The organism is Enterococcus sp. HMSC076E04, assembly GCF_001814285.1.
Taxonomy (GTDB): domain Bacteria; phylum Bacillota; class Bacilli; order Lactobacillales; family Enterococcaceae; genus Enterococcus_B; species Enterococcus_B lactis.
This window is the reverse complement of the sequence record NZ_KV815601.1, coordinates 1446-25840: the sequence shown is the minus strand read 5'-3', so window position 1 is coordinate 25840 and position 24395 is coordinate 1446. Positions and strand designations below refer to the sequence as shown.

Below are 24395 nucleotides of genomic sequence, written 5' to 3'. Positions count from 1 at the left end.
TTATCTCCGAAGAAGCTACTTCTGGAACACCGTTTGTTCAGAAAGAGGGACTGTGACAAGTTTTTGTCACAGTCCCTCTTTCGTGATCTTTTATTAGAATATAGTAAATTTTTTCTCGTTACTCACGGAATAAGCTGTTAAGAAAACGGTTTCCATGTATACTGGAATCAGTACAAATGAAAGAAAAGAGGGTGCAAGGAACATGGAAATCAATGAACAAAATTTTGACGGAAACTATCACTTGATCACGATCACGAATCAAAATGGGACATCTTTGTCTGTCAGTGATCTAGGTGCACGAGTCGTCCATTTTCAAACAATGATCGATAATGAAAAACGAGAGTTGGTTCTAGGCTTTGATGAAGCAAAAGAATATCTGGAAAAAGATCCTTATATCGGAGCTTCAATCGGACGTATGGCTGGACGGATCACGGATGGCACATTCAAATTAGATGATGAAACATTCAAAGTAAAAACAGATCCAGATACTGGCCATTGTTTACATGGCGGTGCACCTAGCTTTGAAGCCAAGCAGTGGCATTATACAGTTATTAATGGTGAGAACGAAGCCTCAGTCATTTTCTATCAGACTAGTCCAGACATGGAAAATGGATTTCCTGGCACTTTAGACGTAGAAGTACGGTATACACTGACGAATGATGATACATGGCGAGTGACAGTCCAAGGGATCAGTGACCAGAAAACAGTATTCAATCCGACGAATCATGTTTATTTCAATTTAACTGGTGATCCAACACAGCCAATCGACGAACATACGCTTTGGTTGAACAGCCGATTATTCGCTACGCTCAATAAAGATACGACGCCTACAGGAGAAGTGATTTCAGTAAGCGGTACAGCATTTGACTTTCAACATCCTAAAAAATTAGGTGAGGTATTCGCCAGTGATTTTCGCCAATCAACGATGGTAGGCGGTATCGATCATCCATTTTTATTAAAAAAACAGGCTGATCTGCTAAATGCAGTGGAATTGACGAGCCCTGATGAAAAAGTATCAATCCAAGTAAAAACGGATGCTTCAGGAATTGTGATTTTTACCGCAAATTTTGGAGAAGATGGGCCAGAAATGCGTGGAAAAAAATTAGTAGATCATGGCGGTATCACATTTGAGACTCAAGAACTACCAGGAGCAGAGCGACTTGAAAGTTTTGGAGATGTCACTCTGGAACCTAACCAAGTACGCGAATTTGTAACGGAATACAAAATAAATAAATATAAAGAAATAGAATAAATTAAAAAAGGGAATGTGACACTGTCACACGCCCTTTTTTATTTATTCTATTTCTTTAAAGGCAGATCAAGCCAGAATGATTTGTCTAAACTTAACAAAGTTAGTACAGGAACAGTTGCAGCTTTAACTGTACGAGTAGTTGTTTCTGGTATCTGTCTTGCCGTGAACGTGTTCCACAAATCCCAGATTGAAGCGACACGGAAGATGGAAGAAGCATTGTTGACGCGTTTTATCGTTGAAAATTCTAATCCTGTGATTGGCACGCCATCTGTTGTCCATTTGATTGGCACATCGAATCGCTTAGACATATGGAGAATTTCAGTATTTGCTTCTTCAGTTGTTGTTGCTTCTTTTTTCGGTTCATCATATTTTGTCAGGTCGTACGCTTCGATGATCGCGTTCAATTTTTGTGAATATTGGCGATCTGTAGCATAACGTCCTTCCAAATATTTGGTTGCTTCTTTGTAGTCTTTTGTTTCTGACTTCCAAGTTGGTTTGTAGAAGTCAGGATTGCCAGTCAGTCCATTTTTGATCAAGTCGGCATAGTCTTCCAAACTTTCCTTGTAAGAAGGATACTTACGGAATTGGGCGCGGATTTGGTAGCTTTGTCCCGAACTATCTTGTTCAAGTGTATTGAAGGTCACGCTGCTTTCTTTATACGATCCTTTGATACCAAAAAGGTTATGATTTGGCTCGCTTGATAATAAGCTGTTTCCAGATCCACTTTCAAGGATAGCTTGAGCCATCATGACTGATGCGTAGATTCCTTCTTTTTGGCCGATTTCCTGTGCATCATCTGCAATCTTTTTCAGGAACTGATCAGTTGTTTGGTTTTGACTGAAATGGAACGAGCCATCTAATCCATCTAAAATAGATGAGCCGCCTGTCAGCGAACCTGAAGCAGCAGGTAAACCTGCTAAGTTTACTCGGACAGCAAAATCAGGCGTGAAATCTGAAATAGAAGTTACTCGAACTTTATCTCCTGGTTGGGGCGCATGGATAAATTGTCCGTTCCCAATATAGATACCTACATGGTGAGTAACACCGGAAGAAGGTCCCCAGAAGACGAGATCGCCAGGTTGGGCCTGACTTACTGGAATCTGCGTACCTGCATATTGCTGTTCGCCTGTCCAGCCACCGATATAATGACCGGTTGCTTTCATATATACGTAATAAGTCAAACCAGAACAGTCAAAAGTATTTGGACCTTTTGCTCCCCATACGTATGGTTTTCCAAGATGCTTGAATGCTTCTCGAACGATTGCTTGTTGGACATTTGTTTCATTTGTAGGCAATACAGCATCAATTGGTGATTTTACAACAAAATCAGAAGAAGCAGAAGATGGATTCTCTATACCGCTTTGATTTGCTGTATTTGGACGAGACGAAGCATTGTTCGTTCCGCCATTCGATGAACCATTGTTTGGATGATTTGGTTCTCTCTGAGTATTTCCATTGTTATTCGATCCAGATGGGTTTGTTTGATTCGAAGAATTCCCGCTGTTCGAATTATTGTTATTATTATTTGAATTATTTGAACCATTATTATTGTTGCTATTGTTGCTATTGTTGTTATTACCCTCATCTGGTTTATTTGGCGTTTCCGGATCTGGTGTACTAGGGACTTCTTCACTAGGATCAGTTGGTTCCTCTGTTGAAGTATCCGGTACAGGTTCAAATTCTGCAGTAATAGATAAATTGTTCGTACCTACTGTAAAAGTCTTTGCCTCATAGTTCACTTCTTTAGCACCATTCACAGCGACGGAAGCAATTTGTTCACCTTCAGCTGGCGTAATAGTGTAAGTCATCTTTGTTCCTGCTGATAAACCTTCTACCGTTCCGCTTTCTGTGATATTCAAAGGTTGCTGTTCAGCGGTATCCTCTGACGAAGCAGTTAGTTGGATCTTCCCTATCAAAGAAGGAGCAATCGTAAGGTTATATGTCTCGGCTGGTTTTTCATTTTCTGATGGATCAGCCGGATCAGTTGGTTCGGACGATTCTGTTGATGAGTCAGTTGTTCCGGTTGTGCCTTCTGTAGAAGAATCCGTAGTTTCGCTAGTAGATGAGCTGGAAGTAGACGTACCTGTTGAGACTGTTTGATCGGTTGTTTGATTATCTACAGCAAATACGGCATTAGTCGACAAAACAGTAGGAGCAATCAGCCAAGTAGCAGCTAGCAAACGCATCGTTTTTTTGTTTTTCATAATAAACTAGTCCTTTTCCTTTCATTGATTTTCTGTTTTATTCAGCATTCATAAGTTATTCGATTGAACAGATAATCGTGTCGAAAAGCTTTTTCTTTCCATGAATCTGCTTGTGTATTCTAAATAAAACAAGTTGTAAAAAAGCAACGAGCAGTCATTCGTTGTGGTTTGATGTTCATTTTATTGCATAAACCATCTTTGTTTGGGGATAAACAAGTGGGGATAAAAATGGTCATGCATATGTAAATTATACCAAAGATTGGAGAGCATCACAAAAAATTTATAAAAATAACGATCCTAAAAAAGAAAAAAACTGAAATATGTGATAAGCACCTCATACTTCAGCCTTTTTTCGTTCATTATTCGTAAGACATTAGGTCTTCATCAAACCCGCTAACAAGGGTGGTGATCATTGCTACGACTAGACTAACAGCCAATCCTGCTAAGTACCAGAAAAAAGTACCGGAAATAAAGGCTGGCAATGTGGTCAGACTACCAAATACAAAAGCGATCGCTTTCACTTGAGCAAATCCCATGACAGCTCCACCAGCAGCTGCACCGATGCAAGCAGCAACAAATGGTTTTTTCAATGGAATCGCGATTCCGTAAACAGTAGGCTCGGTCACTCCCGCAAGTAAAATCGAAGCGAAAGCAGAACCAGAAATCGAACGTGTTTTTGAACGTTTACTTCGGAGGAATACCCCTAAAGCTGCACCAGCCATTCCAAAATTAGCTGCTCCTGTCAACGGAACGATACGGTCGAACCCATAAGCTGAGATATTGCTGATCATGACAGGATTTACAGCCCATTGGATACCAAATATCACCAAAATGTTCCAGCCTCCAGCGATGATTGCTCCACTGATCGGTCCGTTAATATCCATCATCCAAGTAATTGCTGCAGCTAAACCTTCACCAAGATAAACACCGGCAGGTCCGAAGACCATTAATGTCAAAGGAACCGTGATGACTAATGAAAGTAAAGGTACAAATACTAATTGCATGTTTTCACGAATATATTTTTTAAGGAATCTTTCGACAAAAGAATAAAAGAAAATACCTAAAATCGCCGGCATGACAGTAGACGTGTACTGCATCAGCACTACAGGAATCCCCAGAAAATCAGTAGCTGCTTTACCACTATCTGAAAGTAAAGAGGTCAAATTTGGCTCAATCAGCGCTGCAGCAATGACAGCCGCGATATATCCATTCACTTTAAACGTTTTGGCGGCAGAAAAAGCGAGAAAGATTGGCAGAAAATAAAAGACAGCATTCGACGCAGCAGACAAAATATGATAAGTCCCGCTCGTTTCACTAAGCCAGCCAATCGTAGTCGCTAAAACAACCAGACCTTTTAATATACCAGAACCGGCAAATAGGGGAATGATTGGCGTAAAGATTTCCGATATCAAACCAAATAGTTTTTCGATCGGATTTAGCTTTTCTTTCGGAGCTGTATGATCAATTTGACGTGTCAATTCCTTATAAGCAGGAGCCAATCCCTGATCCATAATTACTTCTGCATATCTATCGAGTAAAATGAAATATTTGATGGAAGGGATTTGCTGCTTTAATTTTTCTACATTTGCTGCTGGCTGTTTTTGTAATTTGATACGAAGCCGAGTCGCACATGGGAGGACAGAATCAATATTGTCTTTTCCCCCTAACTGATCAATCAGCAGATGAATCTGTTCGGACAGTACCATCTGTTCAGGATTCATTGTCGTTTCCATTAGAAGACCACTCCACTCACTAAGATAATATTGGCATAAGGTGTCATCTCGCCTGTACGAATAAATGCATGGCAGTTATTCAAATCTTTTTTCATTTCTTCATGTGGGATAAAGCTAATCGGTGTATCTGGTAACAGTAATTTGATTTTTTCCAATATTTCCGGATTCATTGTCTTTATTTCTTCCGCCAATTCAATGGATTGTACTTCAAGTTCTTCTAAAACGTTTTCTAAAACAGATAAAAAACTTGGAAGTCCGTTTGAAACAGCTAAATCTATTTTTTCAGTACCAAAGGGAACAGGCATGCCTGCGTCCCCGATACTTAATTTGTCAAAGTGTCCCATTTGTGCGATTACTCGCGAAATATCTGAATTGATGACTTTTCCTTTTTTCATGTTTGTTTCTTCCTCTCGTTGTTAATTTATGACTGCTGATTGTTCTAAAGCTTCACGGTAAGGGATAGAAGGTTGCGCACCATAAGACTGTACGGCAATAGAAGAGGCTAGATTTCCATAAAGGATCGCTTCTTTCAAGTTACCAAGGTCTGGCTGAAGTGTGCTGCTCAATGCCCCAATAAATGTATCACCTGCGGCTGTCGTATCGACAGCATCTACTTTAAAAGCAGGGACGATACCGTGTTCTTTTTCTGTGTGGTAGAAAGCACCGGCACTGCCCAATGTAATGATTACTGTTCCAATGCCTAATTCATGCATTTTTTCAGCTGCTGCGACCAAACTGTCATGGTCTGTAACTCTGATTCCTGTAATAATTTCTGTTTCTGTCTCATTTGGTATAATGATATCTGTCTTTTCGAGTAGTTCAGTAGGAATGGTTTCTCTAGCTGGTGCAGGATTCAGGATCGTTGTTTTTCCTGCGTCTTTTGCAATAGAAAAAGCTAGGATCGTCGCATCTAAACTACTTTCGAATTGAGCAATAATAAAGTCACTGTTTGTAATCAATTCTTTGTTCTTTCGAACTTCTTGTTCATGGAAAGCATTATTTGCGCCTGCATGAATCAAGATACTGTTTTCTCCTGCGGCATCCACCATAATCATTGCTTGTCCGGTTGCGGCGCCCTCAATTTCAGCAATTCCAGATGTATCGATGTTTTCTTTCGTCAGTAGATCCAACAATTGCTGTCCTTCACTGTCAGTTCCAACACCTCCAATAAAAGATGTTCGTGCGCCTGAACGTTTGGCTGCCACTGCTTGGTTGGCGCCTTTGCCTCCGCCAGCGTGAAAAATCTCATGTGCATGCATCGTTTCTCCTGGTTTTGGCATTTTGGTTAAACGAAGGGTAGTGTCCATATTAATACTTCCAATTACTGTAACCGTGTTCATTTCACAAACCTCCAACTATCTCATTTATTTTGATGGGAAGAATTATTTTTTTAAAACGTTTTAGTAAAACGTTTTAATAGTTCGATAAAAATATAGCACACCTTGAAAGCTATTTCAAGGGTGCAGTCGAAAATCTTTTTTCTAGTCGTACAGGTAGCCGTTTTTCTTCCCACTCTTTTTCTGGGAATTGGATTCGATCTAACAATAATTGGGCAGATGTTTGCCCCAATTCGAAGATTGGTTGTGCGATTGTCGTCAGTTTTGGCTTGATATATTCGCACATATCTATATTATCATAGCCAATAATGCTATAGTCTTCTGGGATGCTTTTTCCAGCTTCCTCTAATCCGCGATATAATCCAAAAGCTAATTCATCATTTAAAGCAAACACACCAGTTGCAGCAGAATCAAGAAGTTTGGCTGTGATTTGGTAGCCGCCTTGTTTTGAGAACTGTGTAGGCAAGAGGATCAGTCGGTCATGAGGGATTTGGTAAACATCAAGAGCAGATTTAAACCCATCAATCCGAGCGTGGACATTTTCTGGCAGATTTTCAGGATAGACAAGGGCGATCGTTTGATGTCCTAGACTAAGTAGGTGCATACCTGCCAGATAACCACCGCGAAAATCGTCTGTTCGTACGGCATCACTAAATCCTTCAGATTTTTTTTGATCCAAAACAATGAAGGGCCGGCCTTGTTTTTTCAAATTTTCGTTGATTGCATTCGTAGAGACAGCAGAAGTCGCAATAATGAATCCATCCACACCTCGACGTGTGAGCTCGGCTAGGTACTCGATTTCTTTTTGATGATCAGAATCAGCATTACATAATATCGTGACGAAGTTCTGATTGTACAAGATATCTTCAATTCCTCGCATCAATGTACTGAAGAATGGATTCGTGATATCAGGAACGAGTACGCCAATCGTTTTCGTTTCCTTGGTAATCATTTGTCTAGCAAAATAATCAGGTTGATAGCCTAATTCTTCTTTAGCAGCTAAAACTTTCTGAACGGTTTTCGGACTGAATTTCTCCGTATTTCCATTTAATATCAAGGAGACAGTTGTGATTGAAACACCGGAAAGTTTAGCGACTTCTTTGATTGTGATCTTTTTTTTCACCATGTTCATACTCCTATCTAAATCCTGTGGTTATTTTCCCATGAAATCAAAAAGAAGTAAATGAAAATCACATACGCTAGTACCCTATTTGCTTTGTTGGATCGCTTCGATTATTTGTTTCGTTGAACGTACTCGTGCAGTTTTCGGAAATATCTTTTTTATGAACAATTGATGCGATTCTTTGTCGCGATCACTACAAGCATCTTCAGCAAGCACGACATGGTACCCGTGTTGAAAGGCATCTAATGCAGTAGCATATACACCGTTTGTTGTCGCTACACCGCTTAAAATGATGGTTTCGATTCCACGACGGCGAAGTTGAAGATCAAGAGAAGTACCAAAAAAAGCACTTGGATTGTATTTTGTGATAGTCAACATATTGTCTGTATCTTTCAAAGAATCCTTCAAAAGTAAATCAGTGAATTCTGGAGGTACAGAAGCAGCAGTCATTCCACCCATATCAGTTTGTTGACTCAAATAAGGGAAAGTGGAGATGTCTACATTCACTAAAACTTTCAAGGCAGCGGTACGTTTCAATGTTTTTGCTAACGAATCATTGTTTGTCAGAATAGATGCTGCAGTGTGTGGAGAGAGTGTACCGTTATTTACGATCCCTTTTTGCATATCGATCGCGACAAAAGCAGTTTTTGATAAATCAAAAATCATATTTTTCTTTAAATCATTCATGATGTTCCTTCTTTCAAATAACAATGTTTTTTATGTAAGTAAATCATAAATCGTTTATTTGTCAACTAAATAAAGAATTCCTTTCTTTAGTCTAGAGAAATTCAATGGTAAAATGAATAAGTGTGAGAAAACGCATTCGATGCATAGATATAGCGAGAAATATCGTGAAAATGGAGGAATCAGAGTGAAGTATGTCGAAGTAAAAAATGAATACAAACGATACAAGATGGGAGAAACGACCATTACAGCAAATGACGATATTTCTTTTTCAATTGAAAAAGGCGAATTAGTGATTATACTTGGCCCTAGTGGAGCGGGAAAGTCAACGATTCTTAATATTTTAGGTGGGATGGACACACCTGATGAAGGGCAGATCATTATTGATAACACAGATATTGCACAATTTTCAGACAAGCAGCTTACTGCTTACCGACGAACAGATGTAGGGTTCGTCTTCCAATTCTACAATCTCGTTCCTAATCTAACAGCAAAAGAAAATGTGGAATTGGCAACGGAAGTTTCCCCTGATGCGCTTGATCCTGTCGAAGTATTGACGCAAGTGGGCCTAGCTCATCGATTGAATAACTTTCCGTCCCAATTATCAGGAGGCGAACAGCAGAGGGTTTCCATTGCTCGAGCATTAGCCAAAAACCCTAAACTGCTTTTATGTGATGAGCCGACAGGTGCACTGGATTTTGAAACAGGAAAGCAAGTATTGAAATTATTGCAAAATGCTAGCAGACAACACGGCAATACTGTTTTGATCATTACACATAATTCTGCTTTAGCGCCCATCGCTGACAGAGTTATCCACATCAATGATGCGAAAGTAAGGTCAGTTGAATTGAATGAGCATCCTTCATCCATTGATGAGATTGTATGGTAGGAGGATTTTATGAAAACAAAAACATATCTTAAAGCAGGTTTTCGCGAAATCCGGCAATCTAAAGGGCGGTTCATTGCAATCATCCTTATTGTCATGCTAGGAACACTTTTATTCGTAGGTGTCAAAACTGCTGGACCTGTCATGCAAAAAACGATGGATCACTATGTTGATACAGCAGGACTTTCTGATTTGCAAATCGTTTCTACTGGTGGTTTGACACAAAAAGATATCGCTCAAGCAGAAAAGATCCCAGATACAAAAGTAGAAACAGGGAAACAGTTCTATTATTCCAATACTGGCAAAAATGAAGTGATTCAAATCTTTTCTTATAACAAAAATAGCAGGCAGAACAAGCTACAATTAATTGATGGAAAACGCCCGGAAAAATCCAACCAACTTTTATTAGATGAAAAAGCGGAGAATGAAGGGTATAAAATCGGTGATGTCTATCAGATTGATTCAGATGAATTGAAAGAAAAAGAGTATACCATCACTGGCTTTGTCCGTTCTCCATTGTTCATCAACAATTTGGAGAGAGGATACGCGAATGTCGGAAATGGTAGCGTGGATTATTTTGTCTATTTGCCTGAATCCAATTTCAAGACGGATATTTATTCTGTCTTATATCTGGATTTTACGAACGTAAAGAATTTGAATACGTACAGCAAAGCTTACAAAGATAAAATGGAGCAAAATCAAGAAAAGGCAGAAAAGTATTTACAAGATCGACCCGAAGAACGCTTAGAAGAGCTGAAAAAATCGGCAAACGAAGAATTAGAACCAGCACAGCAAAAAATAACAGAAGGCAAAGCACAAATAGCACAGGGAAGAACACAGTTAGAAGATGCTAAAAAACAGTTAGCGCAGCAGTCAGCAGCTATCCAGCAGCTTCCTGAAGCGCAACGGACAATCGCTGTACAAACTTTGTCTCAACAAGAAGCTCAACTCGCTGAACAAGAAAGGCAGTTAGTTGAGAAAGAACGAGAACTAGCTTCTGCAGAGGAAGAATGGAACGAAAATGCAGAAAAAATTGAAAATTTAACTAAACCATCATACCTATACAATGAACGTTCAGAAAATGTCGGGTTTCAAGAATTTGGTGATCTGGCTGAACGTATCGCAGCAATCGCCAATGTTTTTCCTGTTTTCTTTTTCTTTATTGCCGCATTGATCACCTTTACGACAATGACGCGTATGGTAGAAGAAAACCGCAGGGAAATCGGAACATTGAAGGCGTTAGGTTATACGAAAGTTGAAATCGCAAAAAAATATGCAATCTATGCAAGTCTAGCCTCAGGAATAGGCATTGTTTTAGGAACGATATTAGGAACGAATCTTTTACCAAGGATCATTTTTGAACTATCTAACGAGCGATATGACATTGGGAGTGCCCTTGTTTTTTATGACTGGCCACCTATTTTACAAGCAGCTGCCGCATTCTTCATTGCCACATTTGGCGCTGCAATGATTGTTTTGTTCAAAGATTTAAGAGAACGGCCTGCTGCACTGCTTCAGCCGAAAGCACCGAAGCCAGGGAAACGTATTTTTCTTGAATACATCACTCCGCTGTGGTCACGCCTTAGCTTTAATCAAAAAATCAGTTATCGAAATCTCTTCCGATACAAGTCAAGAATGCTTATGGCGATTATCGGAATTGCTGGATGTGCCGGTCTGATGGTTGCGGGCGTGGGATTGAAAGATTCTCTAAGTTCTGTCTCAGCCAAACAATTTGGACCGATCATTGACTATCAAGCAATTGTTACATTAGATTCATCCACGGAAGAGAATCATCAAAAAGCAGCGGATATGTTGCAGCAGCAAGAAAAAGTAAATGAGATCCTAGCTATTCATACTCAAACCGTAGAATTGAGAAAAAAAGGGCATGCTTCACAAAGTCTGACAGTGATCGTACCGAGTAAAACAGCTGATTTTGATCGTTTTATCCATTTAACAGATCTTGAAGAGAACCCACGTTCCTTACCTAAAGCAGGAATCGCTATTACGCAAAAAGCAGCAGAACTATTTGACTTATCTACAGGAGATCATATATCGCTTTATGATGAAAATCAAAAAGAATGGAAAGTCGAAGTAAAAGAAATCGTGAAAAACTATCTAGGCAGCTTTATTTATCTGTCCCCTGAATATTATGCTTCAGTGACTGATCAATCGATGTCGGATAATGCATTTTTGCTGCGTACAGATAAGATGACAACGAAAGAAGAAGAAATGCTTTCCGAGAAACTGCTGGCTACAGACGCTGTGACAAATACGTCTTTCATGTCCAAACAAATCGAAACACAAAAAGAATCAATGGCGAACTTAGACTCGGTTGTATTAATCTTTGTCGTATTGTCAGGATTGCTGGCTTTTATCGTCTTGTATAATCTAACTAATATCAATATTTCTGAACGTGTACGCGAATTATCTACGATAAAAGTCCTTGGATTTTTTGATAAAGAAGTCACGATGTATATTGTTCGAGAAAATATCATCTTTACTCTCTTAGGGATCATTGGAGGATTTGGTGTAGGATATGTATTGACTGACTTTATCTTACAACAAGCATCTATGGAGAATGTCATCTTTCCATTAGTGATTACATGGTGGGCTTATGTTTTATCAGCAGGATTAACCATCGTATTCACGGCTATTGTGATGATTGTTACCCATTTCAAATTAAAGCATATCGATATGATTGATGCGTTGAAATCGAATGAATAAAAATAGAGGTTGTGAGTCTGCCGTTCAGCTCTGAGTCACAAGGAGCAATTTCAAAAAACAGCTCCTCATATTTTTCATTTGAAAGGACTTATTGTCGTAGATGCCAGCTTTTGAACAACATTTATAGAAGAAACAAGAACTTTAAACAAGAGACTAGACAAATACATGTCTGATCTCTTGTTTTTTATTGGACAACACCCTCTTAGGAAGTATAAAGATAAATTTTACAAACGCTTTCGGTTCAGTTATAATAATAAATGATAACTTGTATATATAAGTTGTGTTAAGTAAGAAATCAGTTGAATGGAGGCAAATATCCATGACATTTAAAGACAAAGTCATTTATCAAATCTATCCCAAATCTTACAAAGACAGTAATGGTGATGGAATTGGAGATTTAAAAGGAATTAAAGAAAAACTGCCATATTTGAATGATCTAGGGATCGATATGATCTGGCTAAATCCTATTTATCCCAGTCCTCAAAAAGACAACGGTTATGATATCTCTGATTACACAGCCATCGATCCTATCTTTGGTACGATGGAAGAATTCGAGCAACTAATAGCTAAAGCAAAAGAATACCAAATAGAAGTCATGCTCGATATGGTATTGAATCATGTTTCGACAGAACATGAATGGTTCAAAAAAGCACTAGCAGGGGATCAGTATTATCAGGACTTCTTCATTTTAAGAGAAGAACCAACGGACTGGGTATCAAAATTTGGTGGAAGTGCTTGGTCGCCTTTTGGAGATACAGGGAAATATTATCTGCACTTATATGATCAGACACAAGCTGACTTGAATTGGCGGAACCAAGCAGTAAGAGAGGAATTATTCAAAGTAGTTCGTTTTTGGATGGAAAAAGGGGTAAAAGGATTCCGTTTCGATGTTATCAATGTTATCGGTAAAGACGAGCAATTGAAAAACAATAAAGAAAATGATGGTAAACCTGAATATACGGACAAACCAATCACCCATACGTATCTAAAAGAATTGAACCAAGCAACGTTTGGGACGGATTCCACTATCATCACAGTCGGTGAAATGAGCTCTACGACGATCGAAAATTGTATCTTGTATACAGAACCTAGTAGAGAAGAATTATCAATGGTCTTTAATTTTCATCACTTGAAAGTCGACTATGAAAATGGCAATAAATGGTCAACTCCTCCATTTGATTTTGCAGAATTAAAGCGACTGTTCCATACTTGGGGAGAAAAGATGAGTGATGGTAATGGCTGGAATGCTTTATTTTTTAATAACCATGATCAGCCACGTGCGCTCAATCGGTTTGTAGCTATCGATCAGTATCGAAAACAAGGAGCAGAGATGCTAGCAACCATGATCCATTTAAATCGTGGAACACCATACATTTATATGGGAGAGGAAATCGGCATGATCGATCCAGACTATTCCTCAATTTCCGACTATATTGACGTAGAAAGTTTGAATGCTTACAAGTTGCTCCTTGCACAAGGATGTACAGAAAAAGAGGCGTTCCGTCGAATCAAAGCAAAATCTCGTGATAACTCTCGAACACCCATGCAATGGTCCGATGCAGAACAAGCAGGTTTTACTACAGGAAAACCTTGGTTAAAAGTTGCAGGTAAGCTAGAAGAGATCAATGTAGAGAAAGAACGATCTTCTGAGGATTCTATTTTGTCCTATTATAAGAAATTGATTCGGTTGAGAAAAACATATCCAATCGTTGCACAAGGCGATTATCATGCTTATGGAGCAGATCATCCGCAAGTTTATGGCTATCTTCGCCAATTTGAAGGGCAGAAGCTACTTGTATTAACAAATTTCTATGATAAAGATACAAGAATCACCATTCCAGAAGGATTCACAGAAGCCGCTATTCTTATCGATAATTATCCCGATACTGTTCTCCATCAAAACCTGGAGCTAAAACCATATCAGGCAATTGCTTTACTGAAAAACTAAAATAAAAAAGTATAAAACGCCGATCCTACGAGCTATTCTCGTGAGATCGACGTTTTGTGTTTTATTTAAAATAATCTTCTTCAGAAAATAAAGAGTGTTCATACTCTCCTTTGTCGCCATAAAATTTATTGTAGCGTTGTTTGAATTTACGGAAAATAAAAGTAACGAGTAATTTGACTAACGTATAGATAGGAATACCGAAAATAACGCCCACAATTCCCATTAGATCACCCATGACAAGCAAAACAATCAAGATCGTAATCGGATGGATCTGCAAACGATCACCCATTACTCGAGGAATCACCAAGTCACCATGGAGAAGTTGTACGGCAAACCAGACAATGACAAATTTGACAGCCATAAAAGTAGAGTCTTGGAATGCAATGATCAAACCCGGGAAAAAAGCGATAAACGGTCCAATATATGGAATAATACATAATAACCCAGCAGAAATAGCTAAAACACTGGCAAATTCTAATCCGATCAGTAAGAAACAAACCCAGTAGACTGCTCCAAGGATAAATGAAGCAATGATCTGCCCCTTTAGAAATGAACCCAATTGTTGATTAGCAATCTTTGTCAAATTTTTAAAATCTGTACGAAAGGCTGGTGGGACAATCGCTAAAACTGACTGATAAAATTTTTGAGGATTTCTCAAAAGGAAAAAAGTGACAATGGGCCCAGTAAATAAAGTAATGAAAATAGCTGTAACAGTTGAAAAAATATTGCTGATCCGTTGTGCGCCGCTTTCCCAATAATTTCCAATAAAGCCAGCTATATCAGACGTCACGTCATCAATAGAAGTAAAAAATTGATTAAATGAATCGGCAAAAGGTGTTTTCTCCAAAAATTGACGGAGACTCTCTTGGAAATCTTGAAATAAATCTGGCAAACTGCTAATCAATGTTTTTGTCTGTTCTTCAAGAAAAGGAACAAGCCATACGCTTCCAAGCCCCAATAAAAATAAAATAATCACATAAACAATAATGACTGACAGGTTCCTCGAAAGGTGCTTGCTTAAACGCTTGATGACTGGTTCCAAAAGATAATATAAGATCAGCGCAAACAATAATGGGGGCAAGATAGTAGCGATAATAATCCCAACAGGCTTGAATATAAATGAAATCTGATGGAAAAAATAAATGATCAGTGCCAGCAGGATCACCATACCTAAAACATAGTAAGAGGTTTTGCCTCCCAAAAAGCGGATCAAACGATTCGTTGTATCTGTTTCTTTTTTCACTCATTTTCCTCCTTTGTCTATAACTTTATTATAGACAAAAGAGGGGATAAAAGGAAAATGATAGAGGTTGATTGAAAAAATATCGTGAATCATCCATACAAAAGTTCTCCTCAATTAAAATAAGAAAACGCTTGACAGCTCTTTTAACCCTATGATAAATTAAATTCTGTTGCCAAAACGTAACTATTACGATTTGCTAGAGGCGAATCGGAACATTCAAATGAAAGAAGATGAGAAGGAGTGTTATAAATGAAACGACTGATAGGTATATTGGCTACACTGGTTTTAACAGGTATGTTAGCTGGTTGCGGGGCAAGTGGAGAAGCAGGGGACAGTAAAGAAAAATTGAGCGTGATGACGACCTTTTATCCTATGTATGATTTTACAAAAGCAATCGTCGGGGATGAAGGAGAAGTAGAATTATTGATTCCAGCAGGGACTGATTCCCACGATTATGAACCTTCTGCTAAAGACATGGCAAAGATCAAAGATACAGATATCTTTGTTTATAATGATGAAAATATGGAAACATGGGTCCCCGCAATCCAAAAAACATTACAAGAAGGCAACGTCCATACGATAAAGGCGACAGAAGGTATGCTTTTACTTCCGGGAAGTGAAGAAGGACATAATCATGACCATGAACACGGGGAAGAAGGCCATACACATGAGCTAGACCCACATGTATGGCTAGCACCAAGTTTAGCAATCAAGCAGGTAGCAAACATACGTGATCAGCTGATTGAAGCTTACCCAGAAAAACAGGAAGTATGGACAAAAAATTCAGCAGCCTATACCGAGAAACTTCAAGCACTCCATCAGCTTTATCAAGAAACATTTAAGCAAGCAAAACAAAGATCTTTTGTCACGCAACATGCTGCATTCAACTATCTGGCATTAGAATATGGATTGAATCAAGTATCTATTGCTGGTCTTTCTTCTAGTGAAGAACCGTCTGCGGCGAGAATCGCTGAACTGAAACACTTTGTTAAAGAACATGGGATCAACTATATTTATTTTGAAGAAAACGCCAAAGATAGTATTGCTAGAACGTTAGCAAACGAAGCAGGTGTATCTTTAGAAGTATTGAATCCTTTGGAGGGGTTGACGAATGAACAAATAGAAAATGGAGAAAACTATCTTTCTATCATGGAAGCAAACCTCGAAGCGTTGAAAAAAACGACAGAGACAGAAAACCCGTTAGAAGATACTTTGACCCCCAAAAAAGAAAAGAGCGTCTATAACGGTTATTTCGAAGACGAGGATGTACAAGATCGCTCTCTTTCAGATTGGTCAGGAACTTGGCAGACAGTAGATACGTATGTAGAAGATGGGACATTTGATCCTGTTTTTGAATATAAAGAAAAATTGAATCAGGATAAAACAGCACAAGAATATAAAGAATACTATACGAAGGGCTATCAAACAGATATTGCTTCAATCAAGATCGGTGAGAAAGAGATGGCATTTACGTTTAAGGATGGAACAACGAAACGTTCAAATTATCGTTATGTAGGGAAAGAAATCTTGACCTACGAAGCAGGAAACCGTGGTGTAAGGTATCTATTCGAAGCAGAAGATAAGGAAAGTGGCGCGTTTAGATATATTCAATTCAGTGATCACACGATTGCACCGGCTGACTCCGAACATTTTCATTTATATGCAGGAAATGAAAATCAAGAAGCATTGCTAAAAGAAATGGAAAATTGGCCAACATTTTATCCAGACACAATGGATGGCCGTGAAATTGCACAGGAAATGCTTTTGCACTGAGAGACAAAAAGAACCGAAGGGTTTGGATCGGCTGATTATTTAGTCGGTCCAAACTATTCGGTTCTTTTTATGAAATTAACTTTTTTAATCCACGGATAGAGACAGGGATAGTCTCACCGTTTGCCAACGTGACTTCTCTGGTTTTTTTATTAATCGACCGCACGTTTTGTGTGTTGATAACATAAGATTTATGGCAACGAATAAAATTCCGATGCATTTTCTCGATTTCTTTGATCTTCTCGTAGAATTGCAATTGAGCATGAGTCAAATGAACTTCCAATTTATGTGGTGCGCCTAACGAAGTAGAAAAATATTGGATTTCTTTGATCGGTAAAAATTTGATCTCATCATTGAACTCTATTTTGAAGATATCTTTTTGGATCTGGAACATTTGAAAATCTTCAAAAATTTTGCTCAGGATCTGCTCGACATTTTCTTTTAAATCATAAAGGTCTTCTTTCACAATATAGTCAGTCGGCTCAATGTTGCTTTTTAAGATTTTCATCGACATTTCCGTATGAGAAGTCACGTAGATGATTTTTCCTAAAGGATCTAATTCACGGATCAATTTACCAATCGCTACGCCATCCATTTCACTGTCTTCTAATTCAATATCTAAAAAGTAAATACCAAAAGAAGAAGTTCTGATCTTGGCCGCATTGAGAAGTTCTTCCGGATCAGAGGTAGAAATATGAACATAACTGTCTAAGTTTTCAATCATGATCCTGTTTTTGATCACCGTTGATAAAACTTCCAATTGTTTTGGATCGTCTTCACAAATATAAATGGGAATCATATCATTACTCCTTTATTTTATTTGTATATAAATCGTTTGAGAAAAACGTTGGTTTTCAATTGATGTTTCAAGGAAAAGATAAGGGTTTGTCTTTGTCAATTCATCCAAGATAAACAAGCCAAGTCCTTCGTTTTTTGGATTTGTTTTTGTTGAGAAACCTTTTTGTTTCAACTGGTTTAACGGTAATGTATTGGTTGTTGTATTGATTACACGAATCATCACGGAATGATTTTTCTTGATGATTGTCAATTCGATCTTTTTCTTCTTTGCAGCACTAGCTCCTTCAATCGCATTGTCCAAGATAATACCAAGCATACGTACAAGGTTTACCGTATGTTTCGTATCCAACTCGATTGGCTTAGGAAAATGAAGCTGGACGATCAATCCTTTTTCCTGTGCCATCATAAGTTTTAATGACAGCAAACTGCGTATTTCAGGAACTTTCATATTATCCAACATACTTATATTGGCCGGGAAAAGGTTCATCATCTGGCGTGTAGGCAATATCGTTTGGTCGTAGTACGACCGTAATCCTTCCAAGTCGCCTTCTGCAATATAGCTGTGAAGAGAAAAGAGCAGATTTTGGTAATCATGTTTGAATTCTCTCAAGTCTTGATAGTTTTTTTCCAGATCTTTGATATAATCCTGCTGCATCCTGACTTGTTGCTCTAACAACTGATCAGCTAATTTCTTATTAGAGATTTTCCAATAATAAACCAAGATGATCAAGCCGACACACAGATAGAGAATAAAAAAACTAGTATTCAAAGCTAAGACATCAGGTGTTTCACCAGAAAAACGGGTATAAAAAATAATGATATAGTATGTAAATAATATCAACGTCCCAATCGTACCGATCATACGGCGGTCCACTGTGTGAAACCAAGTCTCTAACGATTTTTTAAAACAAAAAGCTAATAAAGCAGATAAAAGAGCGGATAAGGCAATGTGAAAATACTGCAAGGAATCTCCTGGTTCAACAACCGCAGATTTCAAAACAAAAAAATCGCCGATGCTTGTTAAATGATCTCCTAAAAGCGACGTCAATAATCCAAAAGGAAGCGCGTAAACTAATTGTTGACGCGAAGTCGAAAAGAAGAAAAAAGTAAGCATCAGCATTCCTATAGCAATTAGAGCAGTAAAAATCCCTAAAACTGAGTAGACCCATCCAATCAAAACGCAAGAAATCAGAGTGACTCCTGCAAACAGATAATTGTATCGGATATGATGGTCAATCAATAAGATACAAATTGTGTAAATCAAATATTGCAACGCTATGGACCATAAAAACATAAAGTACAGCTCCCATTGATTTTTACCAAATTATAGCACAATTAGCGTATTATTTTTTTAATTTTTCAGGGATTTTGAATTCAGAACTCATACCAAAGCAGCAGCCAGATACAAAAAAGTCAGATAAGTTAGTTAATTGTTTAATGATTGTTTTTTTCATGAAAGATTCCTCCAAAATTCATCAAGTAGTTTGTAATAGGAAGCAACGTAGCTATTTCTAAAACAATCCCAAGTAGCAAATAGGTAGAAAAGTAAGAAGCTGAGAAAAATAAAGTGATGAGAGAAAAAATTAGAAACATGCTGATCGCCTTCTTTAATAATGGTGGACGTTTCTCGGGTTTAATGGGATTGATGGCTGTACCTCTTGATCCATAGCGAAGCAGTAACAAAAAGCAGCTGATTAACAAAAAGACCATCATTGGGAAGGAGATAGTCAATTGCAGATGTTTCATCACCAAGGGAACGCCCCATAAATAAAGCAGTGTCCACAGCAGACAAACGAATTCAGAGTCGGAATGCAATCCATAAGCATATCTGCGGATGCAGATATAGGAAAGAAAGGTGATTCCTGTTTCCGCCCATGAGCCCGTCACCAGAGAAAACACTAGAACGACCGCTAGTTTTCCAAGGTTGTTCAATAAAACTTCTAAGGCAAATTTTACTTGGACATACACCATATCTTCTTCCGATTTGTCTCCGCTGAATAAGGTTTCTAATAATTTGTTCACAACTTTATCTTTCATCTCATACGTACCTCCACCACAAATTCTATGCTAAAAAAAATAAAAAACGTGTTTTGTTTCATAAAAAGTGGTTTTGACATCAAAACCGTCATGATTTCCTTAAAAAAATCTTCATTTTTTTAAATCCTTTCCAAAAAAGGTGACAGTTTTGATACGAAAAGTACATTTTATGACAAGTTTGTGTTTTTTCGAGTATTTTATGTTAAAAATTTACTGACCTTAGAAAAGGTGATGGAGGGATTCTTATGGAAAATGAACAATTGTTTGAAGTCGGCGAAACATATGCATTTAAATCTGATTTATTTGAATCACCAATAAAAGGAAAAATAGAAAAAATCTATGAAAATAGCGTGATGATACGTGTCATGAATTGCGCAGCAGAAGACAATGATACCGCTCATAATCTGCACTGGCAGTTAGTCGTACGCAAATCAAGTACAATAGAAGAATAAAAACAGATAAAATGTTGAGAGCATAAAAGAGTAGAAGTTCATCCATTCTACTCTTTTATTTTCATGAATAGGCGTGACTTCTAGCTACTATTGGCGAAGCAGCCTTTAAGGAGCAGATAAAGTCAAGGCTTTTATTTCTATAAATGAAGTAGTAAAATGAAGAACAGATTTTATTACAGGAAGGATGCCGATAATTGTGATTATTGTTGCAGGAACGATCGGTGCAGGGAAAAGCACACTGACTGAAATGCTTGCCCAAGATTTAGAAACAAAACCTTTTTATGAGAACGTGGAGGATAATGAAGTATTGCCACTGTTTTATTCTAATCCGGAAAAGTATACTTTTTTATTGCAGATATTTTTTTTGAACAAACGTTTTTTGGCGATTAAAGATGCTTTCAGCCATGATGACAATGTACTAGACCGCTCCATCTACGAAGATAGTATGTTGTTTCATCTGAATGCCGATTTAGGGCGTGTTTCTGAAGTAGAAGTAAAGCAGTATGAGGGTCTTTTAGAGACGATGCTGAAGGAATTAGAAGAAATTTCGCCGCAAAAGAAACCGGATCTACTGGTTTATATTCGTGTATCCTTTGAAACTATGTTAGCAAGAATCAAAAAACGAGGTCGGGAATATGAACAGCTAGAGCAAGATCCTGAACTCTATTCCTACTATAAAGAACTCAATCGACGTTATGAAGAATGGTATGAACAGTTTGATATATGTCCCAAAATAGTAATCGATGGGGACAAATACGATTTCGTAGCCGATCCAGCATGTGGAGAACAAATCGTACAAGAAATCAAGATGCGGGCAAAGAAAATGACAGAAGAGGCAGATGGCCAGTCGATCCGCTACACTACAAATAACCCGAAAGCAAAGGGTATCTTTACAACTAAATAATAAAAAAACTAAGCAAAATGCTCACTCACAAAATTTCTTTGTGAACAGCATCCTGCTTAGTTTTTTTGATTCAGGGGAATCAAAAGGTGAAACGGTTCGTATGATAAAACTGCCATAACTGAAATGTCTGAGTGAGGGCCATGATCAAGAATAAAATAGAAACGACCAAAATCGAATGGGCGCCAAACAAATGATGACAGAATACAAGGACAATAGCCCCTGCGATAAAGGCAAGAACGACAGTTAAATAGTGGAAAAATCGATCAAAATCTGCTTTTTCTTTAGAAATACAATAATCATATAAATTTGTTGCTACCCCTTTTAAATTTCCTGTTGTGAATAAATTGGTGTAGGCGCGCCCGTTGATTTTATCAAAAGCCACCCACTGGATCGAGGCCGTAAAAGCAATTAAAATCGTTACTAATGCGGGATGCTCATGGACAGGTGCCAAACTGACAAAGAAAAAAATCACCGCTTCATAATATAGAACAAATAAGCGCCAGAAATGTTTTTCTTTTTTTCTAAAATAATCAATCAAATACTTTGTTAGAAGAATCCCTAAGAAAAAGAAAAGGGTAGACAATACTTTTTTGCCAACGCTTAGCCACTCTCCGTCAAAAGCTTGGATGATCGATAGGATGATATTGCCAGTTTGAGCAGAGGCAAAAGCACCATACTGGATATAAGTATAACTGTCCATTGCTCCTCCGATAAATGTCAGCAAAAGACCTATTGTACGCCCTTCGTGAAAGGAAGTCTGCATTTTTTTCATCACCTTTTATGAATATAATTTTGTCTTCCTTATCTTAGCATAAACGATTGAAAAAAAGGAAAAATTTTCAGAAAACTAAAATCATCTCGCTCCCCATTTTCATTTTTAGAAAGGTCTGTTAGTATAAAGAAAAAATAGACAACGAGATTTTAAATAATCAAATTGGAAGAAACAACTTCAAAGAAGAAAGATGGGAAGGAAATCAATCAGTTGGATGAAAAAGAAATTCTCCGATTACAAAAAGAACTGAATCGTTGGGAGAACAAATATAAAAAGCTTCAACAAGTCTTTCGGCTACAAGAAGAAATCATTGCTACCTATGAAGCGGCTTATGGAGAAGCCCCTGGACTTATTGAGGAAGAAATGCAGGAAAAAGAAAGCAAAGAAAACAACTCTTTCTTTAAAATGATGGAGAAACGTTCTTATAATCGCTTCAATCAAGAACAAAAAGCAGCTATCACATACGATATGCAGAAACATCTTCGAATCATAGCGGGAGCTGGGAGCGGCAAGACGCAAACAATCTGTGCAAAAGCGGTGTACCTGATGACACAAAAACAAGTAGACGAAGAACGCATACTGATGATTACTTTTACACGGAATGCTGCAAATGAACTAAAAAAACGAGTAGATAATTTCAGCCAAAGGAAAACTGCTGTCCATATCGGAACATTCCACAGTATCTTTTTTAGGATATACAATGAGATTTGTCGAAAATTCCCTGATGTGGCAATGCAAGGGATACAAGGAGACTTTTCAAAAGATACTGCGCAAAAAGTAAATGCTGTTTTGCAACAGCTGATACGTAAATATAATCTTTATCTTTTTGATCAATATGGAGAAAAAACGATTGCTTCTCGCTTAGACTATTGGCAGAATATGAACCTATCAATAGAAGAAATGATCCAGTTAGTTAAAGAAAAATATGATTCCATTGATAAGAATGCAAGACAACCGATATCAGAACGACTGTATGGATTGCTCACAGAACTCCAAGAACAAAAAAGAAGGCAGCAATTGTTAGAGTTCAATGATGTACTCCAAAATTTGAAAAGCGCTTTGGAGAATGACGAGATTCAGCGCTATATTGGACAGAAATATGATTATCTATTTATTGATGAATTTCAGGATACTAATCCACTTCAATGGGAAATCGTGAAGCGGATGACAAAGAAAAACGGGATCAAGTTAATCGTTGTTGGAGATGATGACCAAAGTATCTATGGATTCAGAGGATCAGAGCCAGCATATATCAAGAACTTTGAAAAAGAATATCCTACTAAAACTCTTTTCTTATTAACTAATTACCGCTCTCGGGCAGCTATTGTCCAAGGAGCGAATAGATTGATCAGCTATAACAAAAATGATCGGATACCAAAGGCGATGATTCCAGCACAAAAAGAAGCGGGCATTATGGAGGCTTATTTGTTCTCAGATACAAAAGCAGAAAGCCAGTGGCTGATAAGTCAAATTCAGTCATTTATTCAAAAAAATGGGAAATATAAGGAATCGATCATATTATACCGATCGGCTTCGCAAACACAGCAACTTGTCCAATCTCTGCTGAAAACGAATATTCCTTTTGTACTGGAAGCAGATAGTCCATATGAAGGTATCTTTGGCATCAAGTCTTTCCAACAGTTCTATCAAAAAATCGTTCATTGGCAAACAGCACAGAATCCGCAAAAGAAACATCAGGCCTATCAGCAATTGCTGCGGCAGCTGATGGTAGACTGCTATCTGAAAAAAAGTGAAGGTGATCAATACTTTTCTCCTAAATGTCAAAATACAGCCATTACGGATTATATTTTGTCGGTAAGACCTAATTTAAAATCCAAATCTGCAGAAATCCGCCAGTTTGAGGAAGCGTTGCGTAAAACAGACCAGCATCAAGAAATCTATTCGCTTGTACAAAGCTATCTTCATCTGCCACGTATAGCTAAGGAAATCGATCAGAGTGATCAAGAATGGATACGAGAAGAAGTAAAGCAACATGCTACTTTTAGAAGTATCCAAGCCTTATCGCAAGAAACCCAAGCAACAGCTAAAGAATTAAAAACCCGCTTGATTGCTTACAGACAAGGAAAACTTGATGCGCTATGTATCCAGAGCATTCATAAAAGTAAAGGTCTTAGTTACAGAAATGTCTTTTTAATTGGCTGTAACGAAGGAAGTTTGCCTTATAACGGAGCAAGAGAAAAGAAAGTCATTGACTCTAATGAAATAAAAGCAGAACCAGCGACGACGATAGAAGAAGAACGAAGACTATTTTATGTTGCGATGACTAGAGCAAGAAATCGTCTGTATCTATGTGTACCTCAAATGAAAAATACAAGAAAATTGAAAGTATCGAGATTTGTCAAAGAAACCGGTAGTCGTATGAAAAAAGGAAAGTGATGGAAAAGAGGTTGTGACAGGAGTGGTTAGCTTCAAGAAATAAGAAGGAATTTACGGAAATTGCTTCTCAAATTTTTGTAAAATTTCGGCTTATTTTCGAAGAAGCTACTTCTGGAACACCGTTTATTCGG

Annotated in this window: 19 protein-coding genes; 8 read left to right on the top strand and 11 right to left on the bottom strand. The window is 37.9% G+C overall.

What is annotated here, in order from left to right; all coding sequences use genetic code 11:
* Window positions 1–202: 202 nt before the first annotated feature.
* Window positions 203–1252: an aldose epimerase family protein gene (locus tag HMPREF2961_RS08050; RefSeq protein WP_070704508.1), complete on the top strand. Its 1050-nt coding sequence runs from the start codon at window positions 203–205 to the stop codon at window positions 1250–1252.
* 47 nt (window positions 1253–1299) lie between these two features.
* On the opposite strand, the gene HMPREF2961_RS08045 is transcribed toward HMPREF2961_RS08050, so the two are convergent.
* From HMPREF2961_RS08045 to HMPREF2961_RS08020, 6 genes are all read right to left on the bottom strand, one after another.
* The gene (locus HMPREF2961_RS08045; RefSeq protein WP_070704493.1) at window positions 1300–3456 is read right to left on the bottom strand and encodes a glucosaminidase domain-containing protein; all 2157 of its coding nucleotides are present in this window, start codon (window positions 3454–3456) and stop codon (window positions 1300–1302) included.
* A gap of 359 nt (window positions 3457–3815) precedes the next feature.
* Complete coding sequence (locus HMPREF2961_RS08040) at window positions 3816–5189, bottom strand: PTS transporter subunit EIIC (protein ID WP_002341010.1); 1374 nt, start codon at window positions 5187–5189, stop codon at window positions 3816–3818.
* Window positions 5189–5584 (bottom strand): D-ribose pyranase, encoded by a 396-nt coding sequence (gene rbsD, locus HMPREF2961_RS08035; protein WP_002293242.1) that lies wholly within the window; start codon window positions 5582–5584, stop codon window positions 5189–5191. Before rbsD ends, HMPREF2961_RS08040 begins: the two co-directional genes overlap by 1 nt.
* A 21-nt stretch (window positions 5585–5605) precedes the next feature.
* Window positions 5606–6529, bottom strand: a complete 924-nt coding sequence (rbsK, locus tag HMPREF2961_RS08030) for a ribokinase (RefSeq protein WP_002315922.1) — start codon at window positions 6527–6529, stop codon at window positions 5606–5608.
* A gap of 109 nt (window positions 6530–6638) precedes the next feature.
* Entirely contained in the window at window positions 6639–7652 is a 1014-nt protein-coding gene (rbsR, locus tag HMPREF2961_RS08025; RefSeq protein ID WP_002293245.1) for a ribose utilization transcriptional repressor RbsR, read from the bottom strand.
* An 81-nt stretch (window positions 7653–7733) separates the two neighbouring features.
* Complete coding sequence (locus HMPREF2961_RS08020) at window positions 7734–8336, bottom strand: isochorismatase family protein (RefSeq protein WP_002293246.1); 603 nt, start codon at window positions 8334–8336, stop codon at window positions 7734–7736.
* Window positions 8337–8520: 184 nt separating this feature from the next.
* Here HMPREF2961_RS08020 and HMPREF2961_RS08015 point away from each other — a divergent pair, with 184 nt between their 5' ends.
* The 3 genes from HMPREF2961_RS08015 (at window position 8521) to treC (ending at window position 13891) form a co-directional block, all read left to right on the top strand.
* Window positions 8521–9222 (top strand): ABC transporter ATP-binding protein, encoded by a 702-nt coding sequence (locus HMPREF2961_RS08015; RefSeq protein WP_002310780.1) that lies wholly within the window; start codon window positions 8521–8523, stop codon window positions 9220–9222.
* 9 nt (window positions 9223–9231) lie between these two features.
* Window positions 9232–11943 carry an FtsX-like permease family protein gene (locus HMPREF2961_RS08010; protein WP_002315921.1) on the top strand — a complete coding sequence of 904 codons (2712 nt, stop codon included), beginning with the start codon at window positions 9232–9234 and terminating at the stop codon, window positions 11941–11943.
* 319 nt (window positions 11944–12262) lie between these two features.
* Entirely contained in the window at window positions 12263–13891 is a 1629-nt protein-coding gene (treC, locus tag HMPREF2961_RS08005; RefSeq protein WP_002315920.1) for an alpha,alpha-phosphotrehalase, read from the top strand.
* Window positions 13892–13952: 61 nt separating this feature from the next.
* Here treC and HMPREF2961_RS08000 read toward each other — a convergent pair whose 3' ends face one another.
* Complete coding sequence (locus HMPREF2961_RS08000; protein WP_002315919.1) at window positions 13953–15134, bottom strand: AI-2E family transporter; 1182 nt, start codon at window positions 15132–15134, stop codon at window positions 13953–13955.
* Between the two features lie 249 nt (window positions 15135–15383).
* Here HMPREF2961_RS08000 and HMPREF2961_RS07995 point away from each other — a divergent pair, with 249 nt between their 5' ends.
* Complete coding sequence (locus HMPREF2961_RS07995; protein ID WP_002315917.1) at window positions 15384–16907, top strand: zinc ABC transporter substrate-binding protein AdcA; 1524 nt, start codon at window positions 15384–15386, stop codon at window positions 16905–16907.
* A 67-nt stretch (window positions 16908–16974) separates the two neighbouring features.
* Here HMPREF2961_RS07995 and HMPREF2961_RS07990 read toward each other — a convergent pair whose 3' ends face one another.
* The 3 genes from HMPREF2961_RS07990 to HMPREF2961_RS07980 form a co-directional block, all read right to left on the bottom strand.
* A complete protein-coding gene (locus HMPREF2961_RS07990; RefSeq protein ID WP_002315916.1) occupies window positions 16975–17703 on the bottom strand; it encodes a LytR/AlgR family response regulator transcription factor in 729 nt (242 codons plus the stop codon).
* Window positions 17704–17715: 12 nt separating this feature from the next.
* Window positions 17716–18996 carry an ATP-binding protein gene (locus HMPREF2961_RS07985; RefSeq protein ID WP_025477353.1) on the bottom strand — a complete coding sequence of 427 codons (1281 nt, stop codon included), beginning with the start codon at window positions 18994–18996 and terminating at the stop codon, window positions 17716–17718.
* 140 nt (window positions 18997–19136) lie between these two features.
* Window positions 19137–19739, bottom strand: a complete 603-nt coding sequence (locus tag HMPREF2961_RS07980) for an accessory gene regulator B family protein (RefSeq protein ID WP_002315914.1) — start codon at window positions 19737–19739, stop codon at window positions 19137–19139.
* A 245-nt stretch (window positions 19740–19984) separates the two neighbouring features.
* On the opposite strand from HMPREF2961_RS07980, the gene HMPREF2961_RS07975 reads away from it, so the two are divergent.
* Window positions 19985–20191: a hypothetical protein gene (locus HMPREF2961_RS07975; protein ID WP_002293266.1), complete on the top strand. Its 207-nt coding sequence runs from the start codon at window positions 19985–19987 to the stop codon at window positions 20189–20191.
* Window positions 20192–20375: 184 nt separating this feature from the next.
* Window positions 20376–21095, top strand: a complete 720-nt coding sequence (locus HMPREF2961_RS07970) for a deoxynucleoside kinase (RefSeq protein WP_016853096.1) — start codon at window positions 20376–20378, stop codon at window positions 21093–21095.
* Between the two features lie 79 nt (window positions 21096–21174).
* Here HMPREF2961_RS07970 and HMPREF2961_RS07965 read toward each other — a convergent pair whose 3' ends face one another.
* Entirely contained in the window at window positions 21175–21858 is a 684-nt protein-coding gene (locus tag HMPREF2961_RS07965; RefSeq protein ID WP_002315912.1) for a YoaK family protein, read from the bottom strand.
* A gap of 219 nt (window positions 21859–22077) precedes the next feature.
* Between HMPREF2961_RS07965 and HMPREF2961_RS07960 the strand changes: the two genes are divergently transcribed.
* On the top strand, window positions 22078–24264 hold the full coding sequence (locus tag HMPREF2961_RS07960; protein WP_070704505.1) for an ATP-dependent helicase: 2187 nt from the start codon (window positions 22078–22080) through the stop codon (window positions 24262–24264).
* Window positions 24265–24395 lie beyond the last annotated feature (131 nt).

Bases quoted from the DNA above. Each gene is read 5' to 3' on its own strand.
- HMPREF2961_RS08050 (WP_070704508.1), top strand. From the start codon at position 203: ATGGAAATCAATGAACAAAATTTTGACGGAAACTATCACTTGATCACG.
- HMPREF2961_RS08045 (WP_070704493.1), bottom strand. From the start codon at position 3,456: ATGAAAAACAAAAAAACGATGCGTTTGCTAGCTGCTACTTGGCTGATT.
- HMPREF2961_RS08040 (WP_002341010.1), bottom strand. From the start codon at position 5,189: ATGGAAACGACAATGAATCCTGAACAGATGGTACTGTCCGAACAGATT.
- rbsD (WP_002293242.1), bottom strand. From the start codon at position 5,584: ATGAAAAAAGGAAAAGTCATCAATTCAGATATTTCGCGAGTAATCGCA.
- rbsK (WP_002315922.1), bottom strand. From the start codon at position 6,529: ATGAACACGGTTACAGTAATTGGAAGTATTAATATGGACACTACCCTT.
- rbsR (WP_002293245.1), bottom strand. From the start codon at position 7,652: ATGGTGAAAAAAAAGATCACAATCAAAGAAGTCGCTAAACTTTCCGGT.
- HMPREF2961_RS08020 (WP_002293246.1), bottom strand. From the start codon at position 8,336: ATGAATGATTTAAAGAAAAATATGATTTTTGATTTATCAAAAACTGCT.
- HMPREF2961_RS08010 (WP_002315921.1), top strand. From the start codon at position 9,232: ATGAAAACAAAAACATATCTTAAAGCAGGTTTTCGCGAAATCCGGCAA.
- treC (WP_002315920.1), top strand. From the start codon at position 12,263: ATGACATTTAAAGACAAAGTCATTTATCAAATCTATCCCAAATCTTAC.
- HMPREF2961_RS07995 (WP_002315917.1), top strand. From the start codon at position 15,384: ATGAAACGACTGATAGGTATATTGGCTACACTGGTTTTAACAGGTATG.
- HMPREF2961_RS07990 (WP_002315916.1), bottom strand. From the start codon at position 17,703: ATGATTCCCATTTATATTTGTGAAGACGATCCAAAACAATTGGAAGTT.
- HMPREF2961_RS07985 (WP_025477353.1), bottom strand. From the start codon at position 18,996: ATGTTTTTATGGTCCATAGCGTTGCAATATTTGATTTACACAATTTGT.
- HMPREF2961_RS07980 (WP_002315914.1), bottom strand. From the start codon at position 19,739: ATGAAAGATAAAGTTGTGAACAAATTATTAGAAACCTTATTCAGCGGA.
- HMPREF2961_RS07975 (WP_002293266.1), top strand. From the start codon at position 19,985: ATGGAAAATGAACAATTGTTTGAAGTCGGCGAAACATATGCATTTAAA.
- HMPREF2961_RS07970 (WP_016853096.1), top strand. From the start codon at position 20,376: ATGCCGATAATTGTGATTATTGTTGCAGGAACGATCGGTGCAGGGAAA.
- HMPREF2961_RS07965 (WP_002315912.1), bottom strand. From the start codon at position 21,858: ATGCAGACTTCCTTTCACGAAGGGCGTACAATAGGTCTTTTGCTGACA.